Genomic DNA, 20,199 nt, shown 5'->3' on the forward strand with positions numbered 1-20,199 from the left:
TTCACCGTGACCACCACGACCGACCTGGTGTCGTACGAGGACGCGCTGGCGTCGTACGACCCCGTCATGGGCCTTGAGGTCCATGTCGAACTCGGCACCAAGACCAAGATGTTCTGCGGCTGTTCGACCGAGCTGGGCGCCGAGCCCAACTCGCAGACCTGCCCGACCTGCCTCGGCCTGCCCGGCGCGCTCCCGGTCGTCAACGCGACCGGCGTCGAGTCCGCGATCAAGATCGGTCTCGCGCTGAACTGCGAGATCGCCGAGTGGTGCCGCTTCGCCCGGAAGAACTACTTCTATCCGGACATGCCGAAGAACTTCCAGACCTCCCAGTACGACGAGCCGATCGCCTTCAACGGCTACCTCGACGTGCAGCTGGAGGACGGCGAGACCTTCCGGGTGGAGATCGAGCGCGCCCACATGGAGGAGGACACCGGCAAGTCCACCCACGTGGGCGGCGCGACCGGCCGTATCCACGGCGCCTCGCACTCACTGCTCGACTACAACCGCGCGGGCATCCCGCTCATCGAGATCGTCACCAAGCCGATCGAGGGCGCGGGGGAGCGGGCTCCGGAGGTCGCGCGGGCGTACGTCCGTGAGCTGCGCGAGGTGATCCGGGCGCTCGGCGTGTCCGAGGCCCGCATGGAGATGGGCCAGATGCGCTGCGACGTGAACCTGTCGCTGCGTCCGCACGGGACCGAGAAGTTCGGCACCCGCTCCGAGACGAAGAACGTGAACTCGCTGCGGTCCGTGGAGCGTGCGGCCCGCTTCGAGATCATGCGGCACGCGGCCGTGCTGAGCGGCGGCGGGACGATCGTCCAGGAGACCCGGCACTTCCACGAGGACACGGGGTCCACGACCTCCGGCCGCGTGAAGGAGGAGGCCGAGGACTACCGGTACTTCCCGGAGCCCGACCTGGTCCCCGTGGCACCCTCGCGCGAGTGGGTCGAGGAGATCCGCGCCGCGCTGCCCGAGATGCCGCTGGCCCGCCGCACCCGGCTGCTCGCGGAGTGGGGCGTCTCGGCGGTCGAGATGCAGGCCATCCAGAACGCCGGCGCGCTGGACCTGATCGTCGCCACCATCGACGCCGGGGCCGACGCGGCCTCCGCCCGCAAGTGGTGGATGGGCGAACTGGCGCGCAGCGCCAACGAGTCGGGCACCTCGCTGGACGAACTGGCGATCACCCCGGCGCAGGTCGCCCGGGTCACCGAGCTGGTCACGAAGGGCGACCTGAACGACAAGCTGGCCCGCCAGGTCATCGAGGGCGTCCTCGCCGGCGAGGGCACCCCGGACGAGGTCGTCGACCGGCGCGGCCTGAAGGTCGTCTCCGACGAGGGCGCGCTGACCGCCGCAGTCGAGGAGGCCATCGCAGGCAACCCGGGCGTCGCCGACAAGATCCGCGGCGGCAAGGTGGCCGCGGCCGGTGCCCTGGTCGGCGCCGTGATGAAGGCGACCCGCGGACAGGCCGACGCGGCCCGCGTCAAGGAGCTGATCCTGGAGAAGCTGGGCGTCAGCGAGGGCTGAGCCGCAGGCGCACCGCCACGGCCCCGGAGGCAGCCCCTCCGGGGCCGGACCGCGTTTCAGGCGGAGGTCCAGACGGGCGGTGAGAGAGGCGTCCTTCGAGTATGCCGGCCGCGGGTGGTCCGTGGCTGGTCGCGCAGTTCCCCGCGCCCCTTTCAGGGGCGTCCACTCGGCGCCCTTCAAGGGCGCGACCAGCCCCCACCGGCCCGCACCCGGCGCCCGGTGCGGGAGAGACGGCGTCGGACCTGACTGAACGGGCTCCTTGTGATCTTCGTAGTGGAAGGCGATGCGTAGCACATCGTTCGGACCGTCAGACAATGCACCCGCCCCGGTCGTCGGCGAGGTGCCGGTCGAGGCTGACCAGCGGAAGGCGGCAGTCGTCGACCTGGTCCGCAGCCGACTGCCCCAGCTGCGGGTCCCGCGCTCGCCCGCCGTGACCGCACCCGCCGATTCCGACACCGACCCCGAGATCACCGGGGCGGAGGCCGCGGACGACGCGGACGTCGAGGACGAGGATCTCTACGAGGACGCCCGCCGGGCCCGCTGGACCGCCACCGTGACCGGGGTGCTGCTCGCCCTGATGGGGCTCACCGCCGCGTCGATGAGAGTGGGCGGCGGCGTGCCCGCCCGGGTGCCGGCCGCCTACGGCTCCGGAGCCGCCGTGTGCGTGCTGGCGGGGACGCTCGGGGCCCGCGGCCGGACCCGCTGGGCCCTGTGGCTGATGATCCTGGGCGCCATGGTGATGGCGCTCGGTGACCAGTTCGACTGACGCGTGTTCCAGTGACGCGTGTTCCAGTGACGCGTCCGCCCCGGACCGGCGCCGACCGCCCGGGTGCCGTGCCGCGCATGAGAGGCTCGGCGGGCCGACCGAGGACGTGATGGAACGGGAGAAGCAGGATGTACGCGATATCGCTGGGTGACGACGGCGCCGAGCTGCGCCCGCTGGAGCCCTGGCACGCCGAGGAGTTCCTGGCCCACCTCGATCGCGGGCGGGAGTTCATCGGACGGTTCATCCCCTTCGGCACCAAGGAGACGGACGTGCCCGCCGCACGGGCCCTGCTCCAGCGGTACGCCGACATGCGCGCCGCCGACACCGGCTCCCTGCACGGCCTGTGGCTGGAGGGCACGCTCGTCGGCGGGGTGCTCTTCCTGAACTTCGACGCCGAACACGGGAACGCCGAGGTGGGCTGCTGGCTGGAACCGGCCGGCACCGGGCGCGGACTCGTCACCCGCGCGATGCGGGTGCTGCTCGACTTCGCGGTCGACCGGCGCGGCATCCACCGGATCGAGTGGGTCGCCGCCTCGGGCAACGAGCCCAGCCTGAACGTGGCCCGGCGGCTGGGGATGACCCGCGATGGCGTACGCCGCCAGGCGCACCCCTATGGTGGCCTACGGCACGACCTGGAGGTGTGGTCGATCCTCGCCCCGGAGTGGCGTGAAGCACGCGCGCGTGCCGCAGCGGACGATCATTAAGACGCCTCTCAGACAGGATCCGTACGGTGCCGGACATGGGAACCAAGACAGCTGACGAGACCGGTGCCGAGACGGGCGCCGAAGCGACGACCGACGAGGAGAAGGTGAGCGTCACCAAGACCGCCGACGACGTGGCGGAGTCCGGCACCGAGGCCGCCGGCGGCACGGCCGCCGGACTCGACGCGGAGGGCGCCGGGGACGTCGAGGACGTCGAGGACACGGACGCCGAGGACGTGGTGGACGACGCCGATCTCGCCGAGGGGCCGTCCGGGGTCGGCCAGGGCGCCGGTGCCGTCGTCTCCGTCGCACTCGGCCTGGTCTCCCTCACGGGTGGCTGGATCGGTACGGTTGCCGCCGCCCGCGAGACCCTCATAGGCCAGCTCCAGACCTCGTCGTCCGCGAGCGTCGCCAAGCAGGTCAAGGAGGTGTACGGCGACGCGTGGGCGACCACCGCGCTGTGGGCCGGCCTGTTCGCGCTGGCCGCGCTGCTCACCGGCGTCGTGGTGCTGGCCCGGCCCGCCTTCGGTGCCCCCGGCAGGCCGCAGGCGCCGTGGATCAAGTCGGTCGCCTGGGCCGGCGTCGCGCTCGGTGTCATCGGCCTGCTGCTGGCCGTCCTCAAGTACTCCGACGCACTCCTCGGACTGCCGTCGACCAGCTGACCGGTCCCCCGACAGCCCAGCTCAGCAGGGGCCTTAGGCCGTCCGTAAGCACCTCGACGGCGGCCTGAGGCCCCTTATGCGTGTCCGGGACCCGGCGGCCCCGCGAAGATGCGGAACTCTCCCGATGTGGCGCACCCCCCTGGGAGAGGAAGGTGGAGGCATCGCAGGAAGCGAAGCCCAACCACCCTCTCTCACAAGGGAATCCACCATGTTCGAGTACGAACTCCACCGGATCCGTTCCGCCGAGCTGCGCCGCCAGGCCGACGAGGCCCGTCTGGTCCGCGAGGCCGTCCGCTCCCGCCGCGCCGCACGCCGTGACGCGGTGCCGGGTGACACGGCGGCGCAGGAGGCCCATACCGACCGTCACGCCCGGCGCCGGCTCCCGCGCGCCGCGTGACCACCGGCCGGCCGGGCGGCGCCGACCGTCCGAAGGCCGGGATCGTGAAAGCCGGGATCGCGAATGCCGGGATCGCGAATGCCGGGATCGCGAATGCCGGGATCGGGGTAGCCCGGATCGAGGCAGCCGGAGTCGAGGCAGCCGCAGTCGAGGCAGCCGGGATCGGGAAAGTCGGGATCGGGGAAGCCGGTGGTCGTACGGGGGTCGGCCACCGGCTTCTCCCATTGCCGTCCACCGGTAAGACAAGCGCACCGGTGCTGTGGAAAACCGCTGCCGTGGGCTCCGGACCCCATGCGATGCTCTGGCCTGTGGAAACCAGGTCCGTGAGTCCCGTGTTCGTAGGCCGAAGCGACGAGTTGGAGACCCTGAACGACGCGCTGGCGCGGGCCGGCGCCGCCGAGCCGCAGGCGCTGCTGCTCGGGGGCGAGGCCGGCGTCGGCAAGACCCGGCTGGTCGAGGAGTTCGCCACCGCCGCCTGCCGTCAGGGCGCGGTCGTCGCCGTGGGCGGCTGCGTGGAGATCGGCGCCGACGGGCTGCCCTTCGCCCCCTTCTCCACCGCCCTGCGCGCCCTGCGGGCCGCCCTGCCCGGCGAACTGGCCGAGGCCGCCGCCGGCCAGGAGGACGAACTGGCCCGGCTGCTGCCCGAGCTGGGGGAGGCCACCTCCGGCCGCCACGACGAACAGGGCATGGCCCGCCTCTTCGAACTCACCGCGCGCCTGCTGGAGCGGGTCGCCGCCGAGCGCACGGTGGTCGTCGCCCTGGAGGACCTGCACTGGGCCGACGCCTCCACCCGCCACCTCCTCGCCTACCTGCTGCGCACCCTGCGCACCGGCCGGCTCGTCGTCCTCGCCACCTACCGCTCCGACGACATCCACCGCCGCCACCCGCTGCGCCCCCTGCTCGCCGAACTCGACCGGCTGCGCACCGTCCGCCGCCTGGAACTCGCCCGGTTCACCCGCGAGGAGGTCGGCCGCCAGATCGCCGGCATCCTCGCCACCGAACCCGACCCCGCCCAGGTCGACGAGATCTTCGAACGGTCCGACGGCAACGCCTTCTTCGTCGAGGAGCTGGCGGTGGCCGCCACCGAGGGCTGCTGCACCGGGCTCACCGACTCCCTGCGCGACCTGCTCCTGGTCCGGGTCGAGGCACTGCCCGAAACCGCCCAGCGAGTGGCCCGGATCGTCGCCGAGGGCGGCTCCACCGTCGAGTACCGGCTGCTCGCCGCCGTGGCCCAGCTCGCCGAGGACGACCTCATCGAGGCACTGCGGGCCGCCGTCGGCGCCAACCTCCTCACCGCCACCCCGGCCGGCGACGGCTACCGCTTCCGGCACTCCCTGGTCCGCGAGGCCGTCGCCGACGACCTGCTGCCCGGCGAACGCTCCCGGCTCAACCGCCGTTACGCCGAAGCCCTGGAGAGCGACCCGACCCTGGTGGCGGCCGACGCCCACGTGACCCGACTGGCCAGCTACTGGTACCAGGCCCATGATCCCGCCAAGGCCCTGCCCGCCGTGCTCGACGCCTCCGTCGTGGCCCGCCGCCGGCACGCCTACAGCGAGCAACTACGGCTCCTGGAGCGGGCCATGGAGCTGTGGGACACCGCACCCGAGGAGGTCCGCGCCGCCCTGCGCCCCGTCGACTTCACCGACGTCTACCCTCCTCCCCCACTGCCCGAAAGGCGTGGGGGGACCCCCAGCGGCTGCGATCCGGCCACCACCCCGCTGAGCTACCTCGACCTGATGGCGGAGGCCGCGGTCGCCGGCCGCTTCTGCGGGGAGCGCGAACGCGCCCTGAAGATCACCAAGAAGGCGCTGCGGCTCCTCCAGGACGAGCACGACCCGCAGCGCGCCGCCTGGTTCTGGGTGCAGCGCTCCCGGCTGGTCCAGGGTCTCGCGCGCGGCGACGGCTGGCAGGAACTCGGCACCGCCCAGGACCTGGTGCGCGGTCTGCCGCCGTCCGAGGTGCACGCCGACGTGCTGGCCAACGTCGCCGCCTGGTCGATGCTGCACGAGCCGGGCCCCGAGGCCTACGCCGCCGCCGAACGGGCCGTCGAGTACGCGCGCATGGTGGGCGCCCGGGAGATCGAGCTGAACGCACGGGTCACTCTGGGCTGCCTCATGGTCGACGCGGGTGACGTCGACAACGGCCTCGCGGAGCTGGAGCGGGTCAAGGACGCCGCCCTCCGGGAAGGCGTCGCCCAGGTCGCGGGCCGCGCCTACACCAACCTCCCCTCCGAGCTGGAGTCGGTGGGCCGTTCCAGGGAGGCGGTGCCGATCCAGCGCGAGGGCATCGCCTTCGCCCGCAGATACGGCCTGCTGGACTCCGAGGCGTGGATCTGGGGCAACCTCTCCGAGTCGCTGTACGCGCTCGGCCGGTGGGACGAGGCCGCCGAAGCCGCCGCGGGCGCCCTCGGCTCCGCGGCGAGCGCCAAGCCCCGGGGCGCAGGCGCCCTGCGCCTCGCCCACATCGCCCTCGCCCGCGGGGACACGGCCGAGGCCGCCCGCCAGCTGGCCATCGCGCACGCCCACTACGGCACCCACGACCCGATGCCCCAGGTGCTGCTGCCGGTCGCCCGCATCGCCGTCGGCGTCGCCGCGGCGGAGGGCAGGTTCCTCGACGCCCGCGCCGAACTGGACCGCGCCCTGGCGGCCGGCTTCCCGCCCGGCACCCACCGCTACGGCTGGCCCCTGCTGCTGGCCGCCGCCACCGCCGAGGCCGACGCCCGCGCCCTGCCGGCGGCGGCCGACGGCCGGGCCGAGGCCCTCGACCGGCTCGCCGAGACCGCCCGCAAGCTCGCCACCGGCACGCCCCTGTGGCAGGCCTACGAGCGCTGGACCCGCGCCGAGCTGCACCGCGCCAGGGGCACCGACACCGCCGCCGTCTGGTCGGACGTGGTCACCGACTTCGAGTGCCTGGACCGCCCCTACGACCTCGCCCGGGTCCGCCGCCGCCTCGCCGAGGCCCTGCTGGCGGGAGCCGGCGACGACGAACGCGACCGCGCGACGGAGCTGCTCCGGCTGGCCGGGGCCGTCGCCGACCACCTCGGCGCCCGCCCGCTCGCCGAGGCCGTCGCCCTCCTCGCCCAGCGCGCCCGCCTCACCCTCACCGCCCGCCCCTCCCACCGGGCCCTCGACCCGGCCGGGAACCTCGGCCTCACCAGCAGGGAGCGCGACGTCCTCCGCCTGGTGTCGGCCGGCCGTACCAACCGCCAGATAGCCGAGGAGCTCTTCATCTCACCGAAGACCGCGAGCGTCCACGTCTCGAACATTCTGGGCAAGCTGGGCGTTGCAGGGAGGGGCGAGGCGGCGGCGGTGGCCCACAGACTGGGGTTGTTCCCCGCCGAGGCCCTCGACCCGACCCGCTAGGGGGACCGGCACAGGAGGCACCGTGTTCAACATGTTCGAGGAGCTTTTCGCACCAGGCCGCAAACACACGCACGACGAGCAGAAACGACTGGAGTTGACCCGGGAGGACGTGGGGGACACGGATCCCGGCCGCGGACCGATAGACCTCGCGTCCGGCAAGGTCGTCATACGGCTTCCGCAGGAGGAGCCCGCGGCGGACCCCGCCGCCGACCCCGCCGCCGATCCCGGGGATGGTCCCGGGGACGACGAGGGGTGAGCGGCGGCACTAGGTCACCTGCAGCTCCAGGATCCGGTCGTCGCCGGCCTTCGGCCTGCCCCGCCCGTCGGTGTTGCTGGTCACCAGCCACACCTTGCCGCCGCCGGCCGCCACGACGGTGCGGAGGCGGCCGTACTCGCCGGTGAGGAAGGCCTGCGGCGCGGTGGCCGCGGTCGTGCCGTCCAGCGGGATCCGCCACAGCCGCTGACCCTTCAGAGCGGCCATCCAGATGACGCCGTCGACATAGGCGATGCCGCTGGGGGAGGCGTCGTCGGTGTGCCACTGGGCGATCGGGTTCACGTACTTCGGGTCGGCGGACCTGCCCTCGGCGTTCGGCCAGCCGTAGTCGCCGCCCGGTTTGATCGCGTTCAGCTCGTCCCAGGTGTCCTGGCCGAACTCCGAGGCGAACAGCCGCCCCTTGTCGTCCCAGGCGAGCCCCTGCACATTGCGGTGACCGTAGGTGTAGACGGGGGAGCCGGGGAACGGGTTGCCGGGAGCGGGGTCGCCCTCCGGCGTCAGCCGCAGGATCTTCCCGCCGAGCGAGCCCTTGTCCTGCGCGAGGCCCCGCTGCCCGCTCTCCCCGGTGCCGGCGTAGAGCATGCCGTCCGGGCCGAAGGCGATCCGTCCGCCGTTGTGGATGAACCCCTTGGGAATGCCCTTGAAGATCGTGTCGGGGGCGCCCAGCTGCTCCTTGGCCGGCTTGCCCTCGTCCCAGAGCATGCGCACGATGCGGTTGTCGGAGGCCGACGTGAAGTACGCGTAGATCATGTGGTCCGAGGCGAAGTCGGGGGAGAGGGCGATCCCCAGCAGCCCTCCCTCACCTGCCGCGGACACCCCGGAGACGACCCCCAGCTCCGTGGTCTTCCCGGTCTTCTCGTCGACCTTGCTGATCGTCCCGTCGTCCCGGTCGGACACCAGCAACCCGGCCCCGCCCGGCAACGGCGCCAGCCCCCAGGGCGACCTCAGTCCCCCGGCGACGGTACGCAGCACCTTCACCGACCCCTTGGCAGGCGCGGCGGACTCCCCGGCCCCGGCCGACGCGGAGGCCCCGGAGGAGTGCGCTGCCGAGGACCCCCCGGCCCAGGACGGCGTGGGCAGAGCACCGCCACCGCCTCCGGAGGAACACCCCGCCACCAGCAGGAGTCCGGCTGCGGCCAACAAGGCGGGCACAGCTCGACGTCGCACGATCATGTCCCCTTCGAACAGCCCCCGATTCCCGACCGACGGTAGTACAACGCTCCCCGCCAGGGGCGCGGGACCGCCGGGCGACCGATGACGCGAACGCCCGCTGAAGCGCCCCTCAAGGGGCGCGGGGAACTGCGCGACCAGCCACGACGGCGCCGCACCGACCACCGGCAGAACGCGGTACCTTCTCGGACCGCTCAGTCCCAAGAGCCCTGCGCAGCAGGCAGCCGGCCCAGCTCCGCCAGGTCCTCCGCACTCAGCCGGACCTCGGCGGCACCCGCGTTCTCGGCCACCCATCGTCCCCGCTTCGCCCCCGGCACCGGCACCACATGCGCCCCCTGCGCCAGCACCCACGCCAGCGCCACCTGAGCGGCGGTGACACCGTCGCCCTCCTGCCGGCCCGCCACCCTCCGCAGACCCGCCACGATCGGCTGGTTCGCCGCCATCATCTCCGCCGTGAAGCGAGGATGCCGCGCCCGCAGGTCGTCCGGCTCGAACCCCTCACCCGGCGTGAGCGTGCCGGTCAGGAAGCCGTTGCCGAGCGGCATCGCCGCGAGGAAGCCCACGCCTCGCGCCGCGCACCACGGCAGCAGCGACTCCAGCGCCTCCGGCGACCACACCGACAGCTCCGCCTGGACAGCGCTCACCGGAAACACCTGCTGCACCCGCTGGAGCTGACGCAGGGTCGCGTCATGCAGGCGCGCGCCCGACCTGCGCCCCCCGCGCGCCCCCACGGCGCACAACCCCAGCGCCCGCACCTTCCCCGCCTGCACCAGTTCCGCCATCGCGCCCCAGGTCTCCTCGACGGGAACCTCGGGGTCCGCGCGGTGCAGCTGGTAGAGGTCGATGACATCGGTCTGGAGTCGGCGCAGCGACGCGTCGCACGCCCGCTTCACATAGCCGGGCCTGCCGTTCGCCACGATGTGCTGGTCGCCCACCAGCAGGCCCACCTTCGTCGACACGAAGGCCTCCGCACGCCGCTCCTTGAGCACCCGCCCCAGCAGCAGCTCATTGGTGAACGGGCCGTACATGTCGGCCGTGTCCAGCAGGGTCACGCCCAGGTCCAGCGCCCGGTGCACCGCCCTCAGCGACTCCTCGCCCCGCTGCCGCGACCCGCTGTACGCCCAGCTCATCGGCATGCACCCGAGTCCGACGGCCCCCACCGCGAGCGCCCCCGCGCCGATCGTCCTGCGCTCCACCAGCCCGTGATCCTCCTTCTTGGGCCTCCAACCTAACCCGCGCGCCGTCACGCCTCTGACATAGCCTCCTGACCATGACCTCCGACGTATGGCTCCCCATCCCGCCGGCCGAGTTCCAGGAGCTCCCAGAAGGCCTCAATTACCTCTTCTGGGACGGTGACCAGGAGTTTCCCGGTGATCCCGCCGACTGCGCCGTGTACGTCGTCCCCTATATGAAGCGGCAGCCGGTCAAGGTGCGGCCGCTTGAGGGGATGCGGAACGTCCGGCTCATCCAAACCCTCACCGCCGGGGTCGACGACATGATCGCCGCGATCGACCTCGTCCCGCCCGGCGTCCTGCTGTGCAACGCGCGCGGCGTGCACGAGGCGAGCACCGCCGAGCTCGCGCTCGCGCTCACCCTGGCGTCCCTGCGCGGTATCCCGGGGTTCGTCCGCGCCCAGCAACGGGAGCACTGGGAGGGCGGCTTCCACCCTGCCCTCGCCGACCGGTCCGTCCTCATCGTCGGCTACGGAGCCATCGGCGCGGCCATCGAGGACCGGCTCGCGCCCTTCGAGGTTGCGCGGGTGGCGCGCGTCGCGCGCTCCGGGCGCGCTTCGGCGCGCGGTCCCGTGCTTCCGCTCACCGCACTTCCCGATCTGCTTCCGGAAGCCGATGTCGTCATCCTCTCCACGCCCCTCACGGACACCACACGTGGCCTGGTCGACGCGGAGTTCCTCGCGCGGATGAAGGACGGCGCCCTGCTCGTGAACGTCGCGCGCGGGCCCGTCGTGGACACCAAGGCCCTCCTCGCCGAACTGGAGAGCGGCCGCCTCACCGCCGCCCTGGACGTCACCGACCCCGAACCGCTGCCGGCCGGACACCCTCTGTGGCAGGCGCCCGGAGTGCTGATCAGCCCTCATGTCGGCGGCCCCACCTCGGCCTTCCTGCCGCGCGCCAAGCGCCTCGTCACCGATCAGCTGAACCGTCTGGTGAACCGGCAGCCGTTGCGGAACGTGATGTTGACGACGGGATCCACCGACAACTGACCGTCGCGGCACACGCGCGCAATCCGTTTCCGGTACGGTCCGCAACCCTCCGGGCGCGGTGCGTGCGCGCATAGCCGCTGGTCGTCACGGAGCGTAGAGAAGCTATGTCCCTGAGTGACGAGACTGGTGTATCGTCCGGGAAGGGGCTGCGCCGCGCACCGTTCGGCGCCGGGGATGGACATTTCAGATTTGTGAGGGGGGCGACGGGCGATGCACGGCCTATGGACGAACGATCCGACGCGGCGGAGCCGCCGGCGGCGACCCTGGCGCACAGCTGCGCGCAGACGCGGCCACCACACCAGCCATCACCACCCCCGGCACAGCGGACGCCGGCGGCATCCCCACCCGGCGCCCCGGGACCCGAGGGACCCCGCGACGGCGCGGACCGGGAGCATCCGGTGACAGCGCCGACGACTGTGACGACCGCCCTCCCCGGAGCGCTGCGGGCCCAGCCTCCGGCGGGAATGCCGCACCCCCGGCCGCCGGTGACCGGCGCCGGGACCGGCATGGTCCGCCAACTCGTGCTGGCCCTGATCTGCGCGGGATACGCCGTCGGTGCCGCGTTCGACTGGGGCTCGAACCAGATCGCCCTGTTCATGGGCGACTTCGGTCTGACCGCGGCCGCCGGCACCGCCGCCGTGTCGTGCTTCCTCTACGCCCGCTCCCCGCGGGTCCGCTTTCGACCCGCCTGGCTGCTGTTCGCCCTCTCCTCGGCGATGGCGGCCCTGGGCAACGCGGTCTGGGGGTGGTACGAGGTCGTGCTCCAGCGGCCCGTGCCCAGCCCCAGCTGCGCCGACCTGTTCTTCCTGTGCTTCGCGCCGCCCGCCATCGTGGGACTGCTGGTGCTGGCCAAGCGGCCGGTGACCAAGGCCGGCTGGATCTGCCTGGCGCTCGACGCCTGGCTGATCGGCGGCTCCCTGCTCACCCTGTCGTGGAGCCTCGCGCTCGCCCAGGCCGCCCGGTTCGACGGGCCGAGCGTCGCGCACACCGCGCTCTCGCTGGCGTACCCGCTGATGGACATCGCCCTGGTCAGCATGGTGCTCGCCCTGCACTTCCGGCGCGCGCCCGGCAACCGCACCGCGGTGAACACCGCGATCGGCGCCCTCGCCCTGACCGTGATGTGCGACGCCCTGTTCACCTCGCCGCTGCTGCACAGCAGTTACCGCTCCGGCCAGCTGCTGGACGCGGGCTGGTTCGCCGGCTCGCTGCTGCTCGCGTACGCCCCCTGGGCCGCGCCCCGGTCGCAGGGCGCCCCCGATCCCGAGGGGCACACGCGCGTGGTCCACGAGCACGTGCCCGGCGGCCGGGCCGCGGCGCCCAAGCAGCCGCCCGCGCCCGCCCCGGGAGGCGACCACAGCCGGTACCCGGCGGGCCGGCCGATCACCGGATCCCTGGCCGCTCTCACCCCGTACCTGGCCGCCGCCGTGTGCACCCTGGGCATCCTCTACAACGTTCTCAACGGCCGAAGCCCCGACCACGTGGTCCTGATCACCGCCGGCTGCGTGGTGCTCGCGCTCGTCGTGCGCCAGGGCATCATGCTGCTGGACAACATCACCCTCACCCAGGAACTGGCCCGGCAGGAGAACCACTTCCGCTCCCTGGTGCAGGGCTCCAGCGACGTCATCATGATCGCCGCGCCCAACGGCATCCTCCGGTACGTCTCCCCGGCCGCCGCCGGGGTCTACGGACGCCCCGCCGAGGACCTGGTGGGCTCCGAACTGGCCAACCTGATCCACCCCGAGGACCTGGGCTGCGTGGTGCACGAGGTGCGCCGCTTCCTCGCCGCCAAACCCCAGGAGGAACCCACCACCCGCATCGAGTGCCGGTTCCGCTCCGGCGAGGGCGGCTGGCTCAACGTGGAGTCCACCGTCAACCGCCACCACGGCGGCCTCATCTTCAACAGCCGGGACGTGACCGAGAGAGTGCGGCTGCAGGCGCAGCTCCAGCACAACGCCGAGCACGACCCGCTCACCGACCTGCCCAACCGCGCCCTGTTCACCCGGCGCGTGCAGCAGGCCCTGTCCGGCCGCCGCTCCTCCGACCGGGGCCCCGCCCTCAGGAACACGGCGGTGCTCTTCATCGACCTGGACGGGTTCAAGGCCGTCAACGACACGATCGGGCACCAGGCCGGGGACGAACTGCTCGTCCAGGCCGCGCGCAGACTCCAGGACGCCGTCCGCCAGGGCGACACCGCGTCCCGGCTGGGCGGCGACGAGTTCGCGGCGCTGATCGTCGGCGACGGCACCCGTGACCGCAGTGCCCGGGAGCGGCACATCCTGGAGCTCGCCGACCGCCTCAGGGTGACCCTCTCCCAGCCGTACGCCATTGACGGCAACGATGTCCGTGTCAACGCCTCCATCGGCGTGGCCTTCGCCGAACCAGGCCTGGGCGCGGGCGAGTTGCTGCGCAACGCCGACCTGGCGATGTACCGCGCCAAGTCGGCCGGAAAAGGCCGCGTCAAGCTGTACAAACCGCAGATGCAGCAGGACGTCGTACGCAAGGCGGAGCTGGCCACCCGGCTGCGGGCCGCCCTGCACGACGGCGAGTTCGCGCTGCTGCACCAGCCGGTGGTGTCCCTGGAGAACGGCCGGATCGACTCGGTCTCCGCGCAGGCGCGCTGGCGCTCCTCGCAGGGGGTGCTGTTCACGCCGGCCGAGTTCCTGCGGGTCGCCGAGGACAGCGACAAGACCGCCGAGCTGGACCGCTGGATCCTCCAGGAGGCGGTCGAGCAGGCCGCCGAGCGGGCCGCGAGCGGGCTCCTGGTGCCGGTCGCCGTACGGACCTCCGCGCGGCGGCTGCTCGACCGGTCCTCGCCGCTCGGCTCCGTCGAGGCCCTGCTCACCCGGCACGGGCTGCCCTCGGGGGCGCTGATCCTGGAGCTGTCGGACACCGATCCCAGGATCCCGCTGGACGAGCTGGAGCGGCGGCTGACCGCGCTCAGCCGGCACGGTGTCCGGATCGCCCTGGACGGCTTCGGCAGCGGCTATGCGGCGATCACGGCGCTGCGGAAACTCCCCGTCGACGTGCTCAAGCTCGATCGCGGTCTGGTCGAGGGGGTGGTCGAGTCGCCCCGGCTGCACAAGATCACCAGCGGACTGCTGCGGATCGCCTGCGACCTCGGCCTGGAGTCCGTGGCCGGGGGCGTGGACCTGCCCGAGCAGGTCACGGCGCTGCGCGCGATGGGCTGCACGCACGGGATGGGCATGGCGTTCTCCGGTCCGGTGGACGAGTACCGGCTGCGCCGGGCGCTCGGTTCCGGCCACTATCCGGTCCCGCACGCACCGGCCGAGCCGGCCTTCGCGGGCGGCGGCGGAGGGGAACGCACCCTGAAGAGAGTCCCGGGGGTGTACACCAGTGGTGTGCCCGCCGTGCTCGGCGGCGGAAGTTCCCTACGCTCACATAATGAGACTCCCGTCCCACCCACTTGACACGTGGTGCGCGTCGGAGGGAGGGTCAGTCCCATGCGCACCCGAATTCTCGTACTTGGACAGCGCGTCGGCTGAACTGGGACCCACTGGACATGGCTCCGGAAACCCCAGCGACCACACCGGCGCGCTCCCCTCGCTTGCCTTCTGGCACGAGGGGTTTTTTGTTGCACCAGCACCATCCGTACGGCAGCGAAAATCCGTACGAACCTCGCGAAAACCCTCAGCATCGAGAAGAGAATGCCGATGACCGAGCAGAGCGCCGCGGCCCACCATCCGCAGCCGCGGCCCCGTTCCGGAGGACAGCAGTCCGCCCCCGTCGAGCACGTCACGGGTGCGAAGTCCCTCATCCGCTCGCTTGAGGAGGTCGGCGCTGACACGGTATTCGGCATCCCCGGCGGCGCGATCCTGCCGGCCTACGACCCGCTGATGGACTCCACCCGGGTGCGCCACGTCCTGTGCCGGCACGAGCAGGGCGCCGGACACGCGGCCACCGGCTACGCGCAGGCCACCGGCAAGGTCGGCGTCTGCATGGCGACCAGCGGGCCGGGCGCGACGAACCTGGTGACGCCGATCGCGGACGCGCACATGGACTCGGTGCCGCTCGTGGCGATCACCGGGCAGGTCGCGTCCTCCTCGATCGGCACGGACGCCTTCCAGGAGGCGGACATCGTCGGCATCACCATGCCGATCACCAAGCACAACTTCCTGGTCACCAAGGCCGAGGACATCCCCCGGGTGATCGCGCAGGCGTTCCACATCGCCTCCACCGGCCGCCCCGGCCCGGTCCTGGTCGACATCGCCAAGGACGCCCTCCAGGCGAAGACCACCTTCTCCTGGCCGCCGGTCATGGACCTGCCCGGCTACCGTCCGGTGACCAAGCCGCACGCCAAGCAGATCCGCGAGGCCGCCAAGCTGATCACCTCCGCGAAGCGGCCCGTCCTCTACGTCGGTGGCGGCGTCATCAAGTCGCACGCCACCGCCGAGCTCAAGGTCCTCGCCGAGCTCACCGGAGCGCCCGTCACCACCACCCTGATGGCGCTCGGCGCGTTCCCCGACAGCCACCCGCTGCACGTGGGAATGCCGGGCATGCACGGTGCGGTCACCGCCGTCACCGCGCTGCAGAAGGCCGACCTGATCGTCGCCCTCGGAGCCCGCTTCGACGACCGCGTCACCGGCAAGCTGGACAGCTTCGCCCCGTACGCGAAGATCGTCCACGCCGACATCGACCCCGCGGAGATCGGCAAGAACCGCGCCGCCGACGTGCCGATCGTGGGCGACGCCCGCGAGGTCATCGCCGACCTGATCCAGGCGGTGCAGAAAGAGCACGGCGAAGGCCACCGGGGCGACTACACCGCCTGGTGGAAGGACCTCAACCGCTGGCGCGAGACGTACCCGCTGGGCTACGACCTGCCCGACAACGGTTCGCTCTCGCCGCAGCAGGTCATCGAGCGCATCGGGCAGCTCGCCCCGGAGGGCACGATCTTCGCGGCGGGCGTCGGCCAGCACCAGATGTGGGCCGCGCACTACGTGCAGTACGAGAAGCCCGCCACCTGGCTGAACTCCGGCGGCGCCGGAACCATGGGCTACGCGGTCCCGGCCGCCATGGGCGCCAAGGCCGGCGCCCCCGGCCAGACGGTCTGGGCGATCGACGGCGACGGCTGCTTCCAGATGACCAACCAGGAACTGACCACCTGCGCCCTGAACAACATCCCCATCAAGGTCGCCATCATCAACAACGGCGCCCTTGGGATGGTCCGCCAGTGGCAGACCCTCTTCTACAACCAGCGGTACTCCAACACGGTGCTGCACTCCGGGCCCGACGACGTCAACCCGGACGCCCGCGGCACCCGGGTCCCCGACTTCGTCAAGCTGTCGGAGGCCATGGGCTGCTACTCCATCCGCTGCGAGTCCCCGGACGACCTCGACAAGGTCATCGAAGAGGCGAACTCCATCAACGACCGCCCCGTCGTCGTCGACTTCATCGTCCACGAGGACGCCATGGTGTGGCCGATGGTCGCCGCCGGCACCTCCAACGACGAGATCATGGCCGCCCGGGACGTCCGCCCCGACTTCGGCGACAACGAAGACGACTGAGCGAGAGACGTAAGAGAGAGACGCAGAAAAATGTCCAAGCACACGCTCTCCGTCCTGGTGGAGAACAAGCCGGGCATCCTCGCCCGGATCGCCGCCCTGTTCTCCCGCCGTGGCTTCAACATCGACTCGCTCGCCGTCGGGGTCACCGAGCACGCCGACATCTCCCGCATCACGATCGTGGTGAGCGTCGACGCCCTGCCGCTGGAGCAGGTCACCAAACAGCTCAACAAGCTCGTCGAGGTCCTCAAGATCGTCGAACTGGAGCCGGGTTCGGCCGTTCAGCGGGAACTCGTTCTGGTGAAGGTGCGCGCCGACAACGAGACGCGCTCCCAGATCGTCGAGATCGTCCAGCTGTTCCGCGCCAAGACGGTCGACGTCTCCCCGGAGGCCGTCACTATCGAGGCGACCGGCAGCAGCGAGAAGCTGACCGCCATGCTCAAGATGCTGGAGCCCTTCGGTATCAAGGAACTCGTGCAGTCCGGCACGATCGCGATCGGGCGCGGCGCCCGCTCGATCACCGACCGGTCCCTGCGCGCCCTCGACCGATCTGCGTAAGGCTTGAGCCAGGCTGACACGGGCGGCCGACCGACCTTCCCGGCGCGCCGGCCGCCCGTATGCCGAGACCCCGAGACTTCCCTTCCGCCCGCCGTCATACGGTGGGACGCAACACCTGCACACCAAGGAGAGAACCCAAAGTGGCCGAGCTGTTCTACGACGCCGACGCCGACCTGTCCATCATCCAGGGCCGCAAGGTCGCGGTCATCGGTTACGGCAGCCAGGGCCACGCCCACGCGCTGTCGCTGCGCGACTCGGGTGTCGACGTGCGTGTCGGTCTGCACGAGGGCTCCAAGTCCAAGGCGAAGGCCGAGGAGCAGGGCCTGCGTGTGGTGACCCCGTCGGAGGCCGCCGCCGAGGCCGACGTCATCATGATCCTCGTCCCGGACCCGATCCAGGCCCAGGTCTACGAGGAGTCCATCGCCCCGAACCTGAACGACGGCGACGCCCTGTTCTTCGGCCACGGCCTGAACATCCGCTACGGCTTCATCAAGCCCCCGGCCGGCGTCGACGTCTGCATGGTCGCCCCCAAGGGTCCGGGCCACCTGGTGCGCCGCCAGTACGAGGAGGGCCGCGGCGTGCCCTGCATCGTGGCCGTCGAGCAGGACGCCACGGGCAACGGCTTCGCGCTGGCCCTGTCCTACGCCAAGGGCATCGGCGGCACCCGCGCCGGCGTCATCAAGACGACCTTCACCGAGGAGACCGAGACCGACCTGTTCGGTGAGCAGGCCGTCCTGTGCGGTGGCACCTCCGCCCTGGTCAAGGCCGGCTTCGAGACCCTGGTCGAGGCGGGCTACCAGCCGGAGATCGCCTACTTCGAGTGCCTGCACGAGCTGAAGCTGATCGTCGACCTGATGTACGAGGGCGGCCTGGAGAAGATGCGCTGGTCGGTCTCCGAGACCGCCGAGTGGGGCGACTACGTCACCGGCCCGCGGATCATCACCGACGCCACCAAGGCCGAGATGAAGAAGGTCCTCGCCGAGATCCAGGACGGCACCTTCGCCCAGAACTGGATGGACGAGTACCACGGCGGCCTGAAGAAGTACAACGAGTACAAGAAGCAGGACTCCGAGCACCTGCTGGAGACCACCGGCAAGCAGCTGCGCAAGCTGATGTCCTGGGTGAACGAAGACGCGTGAGCCAGGTGACAGGGCCGGGGTGAGCGCCCCGGCCCTGTTGTCCGTCCCGTCGACTCCCAGACGGGTGATCCTTCCGCAGAGGCGCAGGACGACCGGCACCACGCCACTACACTGCCGTACTACATACGCGTCAGGCCCACAGCGTCGTGCGTCTCCACGCGGCCAGTACCCCTCCACCGCCAGCGGCCGTCGGGACGGCCGTCCGCATTGGACCTGTGAGGACTCACGTGAGCTCGAAACCTGTCGTACTCATCGCTGAAGAGCTGTCGCCCGCCACCGTCGACGCGCTGGGCCCGGACTTCGAGATCCGGCACACCAACGGAGCAGACCGAGCCGAACTGCTCCCCGCCATCGCCGACGTGGACGCGATCCTGATCCGCTCCGCCACCAAGGTCGACGCCGAGGCCATCGCCGCCGCCAAGAAGCTGAAGGTCGTCGCACGAGCCGGCGTCGGCCTGGACAACGTCGACGTCTCCGCCGCCACCAAGGCCGGCGTGATGGTCGTCAACGCCCCGACCTCGAACATCGTGACCGCCGCCGAACTGGCCTGCGGTCTGCTCATCTCCAGCGCCCGCCACATCCCGCAGGCCAACTCCGCGCTGAAGAACGGCGAGTGGAAGCGCAGCAAGTACACCGGCGTCGAGCTCGCCGAGAAGACCCTCGGCGTCGTCGGCCTCGGCCGCATCGGCGCCCTGGTGGCGCAGCGGATGTCCGCCTTCGGCATGAAGGTCGTCGCGTACGACCCCTACATCCAGCCCGCCCGCGCCGCCCAGATGGGCGTCAAGGTGCTGTCGCTGGACGAGCTGCTCGAGGTCGCCGACTTCATCACCGTGCACCTGCCGAAGACCCCCGAGACGGTCGGTCTGATCGGCGACGAGGCGCTGCGCAAGGTCAAGCCGTCGGTCCGGATCGTCAACGCCGCGCGCGGTGGCATCGTCGACGAGGAGGCGCTGTACGCGGCGCTCAAGGAGGGCCGGGTCGCCGGCGCCGGCCTCGACGTCTACGCCAAGGAGCCGTGCACCGACTCCCCGCTCTTCGAGCTCGACCAGGTCGTCTGCACCCCGCACCTCGGCGCCTCCACCGACGAGGCGCAGGAGAAGGCGGGCATCGCGGTCGCCAAGTCCGTCCGCCTCGCCCTCGCCGGTGAGCTGGTCCCGGACGCGGTGAACGTCCAGGGCGGTGTCATCGCCGAGGACGTCAAGCCGGGCCTGCCCCTCGCCGAGCGCCTCGGCCGCATCTTCACCGCACTCGCCGGTGAGGTCGCGGTCCGCCTCGACGTCGAGGTCTACGGCGAGATCACCCAGCACGACGTGAAGGTGCTGGAGCTGTCGGCGCTCAAGGGCGTCTTCGAGGACGTCGTCGACGAGACGGTGTCGTACGTCAACGCGCCGCTGTTCGCCCAGGAGCGCGGGGTCGAGGTGCGGCTCACGACCAGCTCGGAGTCGGCCGACCACCGCAACGTCGTGACCGTGCGCGGCACCCTCGGCAGCGGCGAGGAGATCGCGGTCTCCGGCACGCTGGCAGGCCCGAAGAACGTGCAGAAGATCGTCGCGGTCGGCGAGTACGACGTCGACCTCGCGATCGCCGATCACCTGCTGGTGCTGCGGTACGAGGACCGGCCGGGTGTCGTCGGCACCGTCGGCCGCATCCTCGGGGAGGCCGGCATCAACATCGCCGGTATGCAGGTCGCCCGTGCGGCGGCCGGCGGCGAGGCGCTGGCTGTGCTCACCGTCGACGACACGGTGGCCTCCGGCGTGCTGGCCGAGGTGGAGGCGGAGATCGGGGCGACGTCGGCTCGTTCGGTGAACCTGGTCTGATTTTTTGCCCGCCCGCCCACCCGACTCGGTGGGCTGGAAGGCTCGCGTCATGTCCTCAAACGCCGGACCGGCGGGGGGGATCAGAAAGGAAG

General features: G+C 71.7%; 16 protein-coding genes. 13 read left to right on the forward strand and 3 right to left on the reverse strand.

Translation table 11 applies throughout. The annotated features are described in order from the left end of the window. Positions 1-6 precede the first annotated feature (6 nt). The 5 genes from gatB to AB0M11_RS30160 all read left to right on the forward strand — a co-directional run bounded on the left by gatB (position 7) and on the right by AB0M11_RS30160 (position 4,047). Positions 7-1,521: an Asp-tRNA(Asn)/Glu-tRNA(Gln) amidotransferase subunit GatB gene (gene gatB / locus AB0M11_RS30140; RefSeq protein ID WP_365711001.1), complete on the forward strand. Its 1,515-nt coding sequence runs from the start codon at positions 7-9 to the stop codon at positions 1,519-1,521. A 466-nt stretch (positions 1,522-1,987) separates the two neighbouring features. After that, on the forward strand, positions 1,988-2,287 hold the full coding sequence (locus AB0M11_RS30145; RefSeq protein WP_365711033.1) for a hypothetical protein: 300 nt from the start codon (positions 1,988-1,990) through the stop codon (positions 2,285-2,287). 128 nt (positions 2,288-2,415) lie between these two features. After that, positions 2,416-2,991 carry a GNAT family protein gene (locus AB0M11_RS30150; RefSeq protein WP_365711003.1) on the forward strand — a complete coding sequence of 192 codons (576 nt, stop codon included), beginning with the start codon at positions 2,416-2,418 and terminating at the stop codon, positions 2,989-2,991. A gap of 35 nt (positions 2,992-3,026) precedes the next feature. Then, positions 3,027-3,650, forward strand: coding sequence for a hypothetical protein (locus AB0M11_RS30155; RefSeq protein ID WP_365711005.1), 624 nt, complete (start codon positions 3,027-3,029; stop codon positions 3,648-3,650). A gap of 208 nt (positions 3,651-3,858) precedes the next feature. Next, the gene (locus AB0M11_RS30160) at positions 3,859-4,047 is read left to right on the forward strand and encodes a hypothetical protein (RefSeq protein WP_365711007.1); all 189 of its coding nucleotides are present in this window, start codon (positions 3,859-3,861) and stop codon (positions 4,045-4,047) included. Here AB0M11_RS30160 and AB0M11_RS30165 read toward each other — a convergent pair. Continuing rightward, positions 4,014-4,259 carry a hypothetical protein gene (locus AB0M11_RS30165; RefSeq protein ID WP_365711009.1) on the reverse strand — a complete coding sequence of 82 codons (246 nt, stop codon included), beginning with the start codon at positions 4,257-4,259 and terminating at the stop codon, positions 4,014-4,016. The genes AB0M11_RS30160 and AB0M11_RS30165 overlap by 34 nt on opposite strands. 84 nt (positions 4,260-4,343) lie before the next feature. On the opposite strand from AB0M11_RS30165, the gene AB0M11_RS30170 reads away from it, so the two are divergent. Continuing rightward, a complete protein-coding gene (locus tag AB0M11_RS30170; RefSeq protein WP_365711011.1) occupies positions 4,344-7,409 on the forward strand; it encodes an AAA family ATPase in 3,066 nt (1,021 codons plus the stop codon). Between the two features lie 22 nt (positions 7,410-7,431). After that, on the forward strand, positions 7,432-7,665 hold the full coding sequence (locus AB0M11_RS30175) for a DUF6191 domain-containing protein (RefSeq protein ID WP_365711013.1): 234 nt from the start codon (positions 7,432-7,434) through the stop codon (positions 7,663-7,665). A 9-nt stretch (positions 7,666-7,674) separates the two neighbouring features. Here AB0M11_RS30175 and AB0M11_RS30180 read toward each other — a convergent pair whose 3' ends face one another. After that, positions 7,675-8,856, reverse strand: a complete 1,182-nt coding sequence (locus AB0M11_RS30180; RefSeq protein WP_365711015.1) for a PQQ-dependent sugar dehydrogenase — start codon at positions 8,854-8,856, stop codon at positions 7,675-7,677. 191 nt (positions 8,857-9,047) lie between these two features. Beyond that, positions 9,048-10,049 (reverse strand): aldo/keto reductase, encoded by a 1,002-nt coding sequence (locus tag AB0M11_RS30185; RefSeq protein ID WP_365711017.1) that lies wholly within the window; start codon positions 10,047-10,049, stop codon positions 9,048-9,050. Positions 10,050-10,123: 74 nt separating this feature from the next. Here AB0M11_RS30185 and AB0M11_RS30190 point away from each other — a divergent pair, with 74 nt between their 5' ends. The 6 genes from AB0M11_RS30190 (at position 10,124) to serA (ending at position 20,107) form a co-directional block, all read left to right on the forward strand. Next, positions 10,124-11,074 carry a 2-hydroxyacid dehydrogenase gene (locus AB0M11_RS30190; protein WP_365711019.1) on the forward strand — a complete coding sequence of 317 codons (951 nt, stop codon included), beginning with the start codon at positions 10,124-10,126 and terminating at the stop codon, positions 11,072-11,074. Between the two features lie 398 nt (positions 11,075-11,472). Further along, positions 11,473-14,502, forward strand: coding sequence for an EAL domain-containing protein (locus AB0M11_RS30195; RefSeq protein ID WP_365711021.1), 3,030 nt, complete (start codon positions 11,473-11,475; stop codon positions 14,500-14,502). 243 nt (positions 14,503-14,745) lie between these two features. Next, a complete protein-coding gene (locus tag AB0M11_RS30200; RefSeq protein ID WP_365711023.1) occupies positions 14,746-16,596 on the forward strand; it encodes an acetolactate synthase large subunit in 1,851 nt (616 codons plus the stop codon). Between the two features lie 30 nt (positions 16,597-16,626). Continuing rightward, complete coding sequence (gene ilvN / locus AB0M11_RS30205; protein ID WP_365711025.1) at positions 16,627-17,151, forward strand: acetolactate synthase small subunit; 525 nt, start codon at positions 16,627-16,629, stop codon at positions 17,149-17,151. Between the two features lie 140 nt (positions 17,152-17,291). Next, positions 17,292-18,290 (forward strand): ketol-acid reductoisomerase, encoded by a 999-nt coding sequence (ilvC, locus tag AB0M11_RS30210; protein WP_365711027.1) that lies wholly within the window; start codon positions 17,292-17,294, stop codon positions 18,288-18,290. Positions 18,291-18,517: 227 nt separating this feature from the next. Beyond that, complete coding sequence (gene serA, locus AB0M11_RS30215) at positions 18,518-20,107, forward strand: phosphoglycerate dehydrogenase (RefSeq protein ID WP_365711029.1); 1,590 nt, start codon at positions 18,518-18,520, stop codon at positions 20,105-20,107. The last annotated feature ends 92 nt before the right edge of the window (positions 20,108-20,199 follow it).

It is taken from the genome of Streptomyces sp. NPDC051987 (assembly GCF_040680735.1).
Classification (GTDB): Bacteria; Actinomycetota; Actinomycetes; order Streptomycetales; family Streptomycetaceae; genus Streptomyces.